4 protein-coding genes and 1 pseudogene are annotated in these 4,631 nt (G+C 70.5%); all 5 read right to left on the bottom strand.

Annotated features, from left to right (window positions below; translation table 11 throughout):
- Nucleotides 1-200: hypothetical protein (locus tag FRW57_RS17495; RefSeq protein WP_152186599.1), on the bottom strand; the 200-nt coding region annotated here is incomplete at its 3' end.
- A gap of 85 nt (nucleotides 201-285) precedes the next feature.
- The gene (locus FRW57_RS17490) at nucleotides 286-1,125 is read right to left on the bottom strand and encodes a TatD family hydrolase (RefSeq protein ID WP_152186598.1); all 840 of its coding nucleotides are present in this window, start codon (nucleotides 1,123-1,125) and stop codon (nucleotides 286-288) included.
- A 106-nt stretch (nucleotides 1,126-1,231) separates the two neighbouring features.
- The gene (gene metG, locus FRW57_RS17485) at nucleotides 1,232-3,034 is read right to left on the bottom strand and encodes a methionine--tRNA ligase (protein WP_152186597.1); all 1,803 of its coding nucleotides are present in this window, start codon (nucleotides 3,032-3,034) and stop codon (nucleotides 1,232-1,234) included.
- A 135-nt stretch (nucleotides 3,035-3,169) separates the two neighbouring features.
- Nucleotides 3,170-4,381, bottom strand: a complete 1,212-nt coding sequence (locus tag FRW57_RS17480) for an acyl-CoA dehydrogenase family protein (RefSeq protein ID WP_137119950.1) — start codon at nucleotides 4,379-4,381, stop codon at nucleotides 3,170-3,172.
- Nucleotides 4,378-4,631, bottom strand: a pseudogene (locus FRW57_RS23415) (hypothetical protein); the annotation flags it as partial. The pseudogene FRW57_RS23415 and the gene FRW57_RS17480, both read right to left, overlap by 4 nt.

Here is a 4,631-nt window from a genome sequence, read left to right as displayed (position 1 = left end):
GTCGCGGTGGACGTCGAGGCGCCCTCCGCGTCGGCCGAGAGCAGCATGGGGCCGGGTTCGGCGCTGGGCAGCAGGGGTCCGCAGAGCAGCACCCCGGCCGCGAGCGCGAGGAGGGCGACCGCAATGCCCGCGGTGCGTGGCCGGCTCGGCGCCACCTCGGCCCTCCCCGTCGTCGGCACAGTCCCGGGGTCTCGGGACATGGCGTCATACCTTGGCGTAGCCCCCGGCCAAGGTCAAGTTCTGATAACGGGATGTCGTCGGTTCGGTAACGTTTCTGCGGCGCGTCTACCAGGGGCCGTAGATCCGCTCGGAGTTGTCGGCGATCGCGGTGCAGAGCGCGGGCACGTCGACGTTGAGCACGTCGGCCATCGCCCGCACGGTGAGCGGCACGAGGTAGGAGGCGTTCGGCGCCCCCCGGTGCGGGCTGGGGGTCAGGTAGGGCGCGTCGGTCTCGACGAGCAGCTGCGACAGGGGCGTGACGGCGAGTGCGTTGCGCAGCTGCCGGGCATTCTTGAAGGTCACCGTGCCCGCGAAGGAGAGGTGGTAGCCGCGCTCGACGCAGGTGCGGGCCATCTCGATGTCGCCGGAGAAGCAGTGCAGCACGGTGTGCTCGGGGGCTCCCTCCTCGGCCAGGATCCGCAGCACGTCGTCGTGCGCGTCGCGGTCGTGGATCTGCAGCGCCAGGCCGGTCCGCTTGGCCAGGTCGATGTGCCAGCGGAAGGAGTTCTGCTGCGCCGGCATGCCGTCCGGCCCGGTCCGGAAGTAGTCCAGGCCGGTCTCACCCACCACCCGCACCCGCGGGTGGGCCGCGAGCCGCTCGATCTCGGCCCGGGCCGCGTCGGTCTCGCCCCGGGACGCAAGGCCCGGCGTCTCGTTGGGGTGCAGCGCCACCCCGCCCAGCAACCCGGCATACCGGTCGATCACCTCGACGGTGAAGCGGGCGCCGGGCAGGTCGCAGCCGATCTGCACCATCCGCGGCACCCCGACCGCGGTGGCCTCCGCGATCGCCTCACCCGGGTCGGGTGGCTCGCCGCCGTCGCGGCCGATGTCGAGGTGGGTGTGGTTGTCGACGACCGGGATCGGCAGCGGGTCGGGCGCCGGCGGGCGATCGCCGCGGGACGTCACACCCGCTCCCGCGTGCTCGGCTCAGGCGCCTTTGCTCGGTTCAGGCCGGTTTTGGCCACCCCGAAACCGGCATGAATCGAGCAAACCGGCCCGGGGTGAGCAGGGGTCACCCCGCCTCCTGCGTGAGCCGGGCGAGCTCCTCGTCGACGATCGCGTGGTCGAGCTTGGTGAAGACAGGGGTCGGCTTGCCGATCGGGGCGCCGACCTTGACGGGACGCGACTCCCACGCCGGCGTGGTCGAGTAGTCGCCGGTGATGACGGGGTAGCCCGGGCCGCCGTCGAGGTCGTCGACCTCGTCGATCCTGGGCATCGGCACGAACTCGCCGTCGCCCCCGATGACGAGGTGCACGGCGTTGGCACTGTGCGGCAGGAACGGCGCGATCAGCGTGTTGCAGTCGGACACGGCCTGCGCCAGCACGTGCAGCACCGTGCCGAGCCGGGCGCGCTGCTCCGGTGCCTTGAGCGTCCACGGCGCCTCGTCGGTGACGTACTTGTTGGCCTCGCCGATGACCCGCATGACCTCGCCGATCGCGGCCTTCTGCCGGTGCCGTGCGATCAGCCCACCGACCGTGTCGAACGCCGTGCGCACGTCGGAGAGCAGCGCCTCGTCGCCCTCGGTCAGCTCGCCCGCCGCCGGGATCTCGCCGAAGTTCTTGTGGATCATCGTGGCGGTGCGGTTGACCAGGTTGCCCCACCCCGCGACCAGCTCGCTGTTGGTGCGGCGGACGAACTCGGCCCAGGTGAAGTCGCTGTCCTGGTTCTCCGGCCCGGCCGCGCAGATGAAGTAGCGCAGCGCGTCGGCCTGGTAGCGGGACAGGACGTCGCGCACGTAGATCACCACCCCGCGGCTGGAGGAGAACTGCTTGCCCTCCATGGTGAGGAACTCGGAGCTGACCACCTCGGTCGGCAGGTTCAGCGCGCCATACTTTCCGGGCTCGCCGCCACGCGACCCACGGCCGTCGTAGGCGAGCAGCTCGGCGGGCCAGATCTGGCTGTGGAAGACGATGTTGTCCTTGCCCATGAAGTAGTAGGACAACGCCTCGGGGTCGTTCCACCAGTCACGCCAGCGCTCGGGATCGCCCTGCCGGCGTGCCCATTCGATCGACGCCGACAGGTAACCGATCACCGCGTCGAACCACACGTAGAGCCGTTTGGTGGGCTGGTCGCGCCACCCCTCGAGCGGCACCGGGATGCCCCAGTCGAGGTCGCGGGTCATCGCCCGAGGCCTGATGTCCTCGAGGATGTTCTGGCTGAACCGGATGACGTTGGGCCGCCACGTGCCGGTGGCCTCCCGGTCGTCGAGCCACTCGCCGAGCGCCTTGGCGAGTGCCGGCAGGTCGAGGAAGAAGTGCTGGGTCTCGACGAATTCCGGTGTCTCACCGTTGATCTTGCTGTGCGACTCGATCAGGTCGGTGGGGTCGAGCTGGTTGCCGCAGTTGTCGCACTGGTCACCGCGGGCGCCGTCGTAGCCGCAGATCGGACAGGTGCCCTCGATGTAGCGGTCGGGCAGGGTGCGCCCCGTCGACGGGCTGACGGCGCCACGTGTCGTCTGCTCGATCAGGTAGCCGTTGCGGTGCACCGTGGTGAACATCTCCTGCGCGACCGCGTAGTGGTTCGGCGTCGTCGTGCGGGTGAACAGGTCGTAGGACAGTCCCAGGGCGTGCAGGTCCTCGACGATGAACCGGTTGTTGCGGTCCGCCAGCTCGCGCGCGCTGACACCCTCCTTGTCGGCCGCGACCAGGATCGGGGTGCCGTGCTCGTCGGTACCGCTGACCATGAGCACGTCGTGGCCCGCCATCCGCATGTAGCGGCTGAACACGTCGGACGGCACGCCGAATCCGGCGACGTGGCCGATGTGGCGCGGACCGTTGGCATACGGCCAGGCGACGGCAGACAGGACCTTGGTCATGTCTCGAATCCTAGGGTGCGACCACAACCCGGTATGCCGCGCCCGTCACCAGCCCGCCGCCCGCACGTCCGCCGCTGAGGCAACGACCCGCCATACGCCTCGGCCCCTGAGGGGCGGGGGCGGCGGGTCGGGGGGTCAGCGGAAGGCGGACTCGCCGGTCAGGGCCTGACCGACGACGAGGGTGTGCATCTCCGGCGTGCCCTCGTAGGTCAGGACCGACTCGAGGTTGTTCATGTGCCGGATCACCGGGTATTCCAACGAGATCCCGTTGGCGCCGAGGATGGTGCGCGCGGTCCGGCAGATCTCCAGCGCCTTGGTGACGTTGTTGAGCTTGCCGACGCTGACCTGCTGCGGCAGCAGCGTGCCGGCGTCCTTGCGGCGGCCCAGGTGCAGTGCCAGCAGCGCGCCGAGATTGAGCTCGGTCGACATCTGCGCCAGCTTGGACTGGGTCAGCTGGAAGGCGCCGATCGGCTTGTCGAACTGCACCCGCTCCTTGCTGTAGGCGAGCGCCGCCTCGAACGAGCTGCGGGCCGCGCCGAGCGAGCCCCAGATGATGCCGTAGCGCGCCTCGTTGAGGCAGGACAGCGGACCCTTGAGGCCGCGCACCTCCGGGAAGATCGCGGACTGCGGCAGCCGCACCCCGTCGAGGACGAGCTCGCTGGAGACCGACGCCCGCAGCGACATCTTGTGCTTGATCAACGGCGCCGAGAATCCCGGGGTGTCCGTGGGCACCACGAACCCCCGGATCTCGCTGCCGCCCTCGTCCCCGTCGACCTTGGCCCACACCACGGCCACGTCGGCGATGGAGCCGTTGGTGATCCACATCTTGGCGCCGTCGAGCACCCAGTCGTCGCCGTCGCGGCGGGCGTGCGTGCGCATCGAACCGGGGTCGGACCCGTAGTCGGGCTCGGTGAGCCCGAAGCACCCGATCGCGTCGCCCGCGGCCATCCGGGGCAGCCACTCCTGCTTCTGCTCCTCGCTGCCCCAGCGGTGGATCGCGAACATCGCCAACGACCCCTGCACGCTGACCAGCGAGCGTATGCCGGAGTCGCTCGCCTCGAGCTCGAGGCAGGCCAGCCCGTAGTCGACCGCGCTCATGCCGGCGCAGCCGTAGCCCTGCAGGTGCATGCCGAGCAGCCCGAGGTCGCCGAGCTCCTTGGCGAGCTCGCGGGCCACCGGCAGCTCGCCGGACTCGAACCACTCCGCCACGTGCGGGTCGATGCTCTTGTCACACAGCTGCCGGACGGAGGCGCGGACGGCCTTCTCCTCGTCGGACAGGACGTCGTCGATGCCGACGAGGTCGAGCGGGTCGAGCGAGGGCTTGCGGCCGGGGTGCTTCGCGTTCATCGGGAGGCCTTTCGGGTCGGTTCCTGGTCACCAGTCTGACGGGTCGTGGTAGGTGGGAGCGGTGCCGGGTCGGCTTCGAGGAGCCAGGCCCGGACCTCGGCGTCGTCCTCGCCCAGACGCGGCGGCCGAGACGGGGTGGTGGTGAGGTCGGCGTCGTAGCGCACCGGGTGGCGCACCTGGGGCACGCCACCGGCGCCGTTCGATCCGGCCTTGCGCGTGGCACCCTCGGCGGGGTCGACCCCGCCGAGGG

The organism is Segeticoccus rhizosphaerae (genome assembly GCF_009192725.1).
In the GTDB taxonomy this organism is placed as follows: Bacteria; Actinomycetota; Actinomycetes; order Actinomycetales; family Dermatophilaceae; genus Segeticoccus; species Segeticoccus rhizosphaerae.
Note: the sequence above shows the minus strand (reverse complement) of the source record. Positions and strands in the feature narration are given on the sequence as shown.

What these genes read in the sequence shown, in the direction of transcription:
- metG (WP_152186597.1), bottom strand. Translation starts at nt 3,034, where the DNA reads ATGACCAAGGTCCTGTCTGCCGTCGCCTGGCCGTATGCCAACGGTCCG.
- FRW57_RS17480 (WP_137119950.1), bottom strand. Translation starts at nt 4,381, where the DNA reads ATGAACGCGAAGCACCCCGGCCGCAAGCCCTCGCTCGACCCGCTCGAC.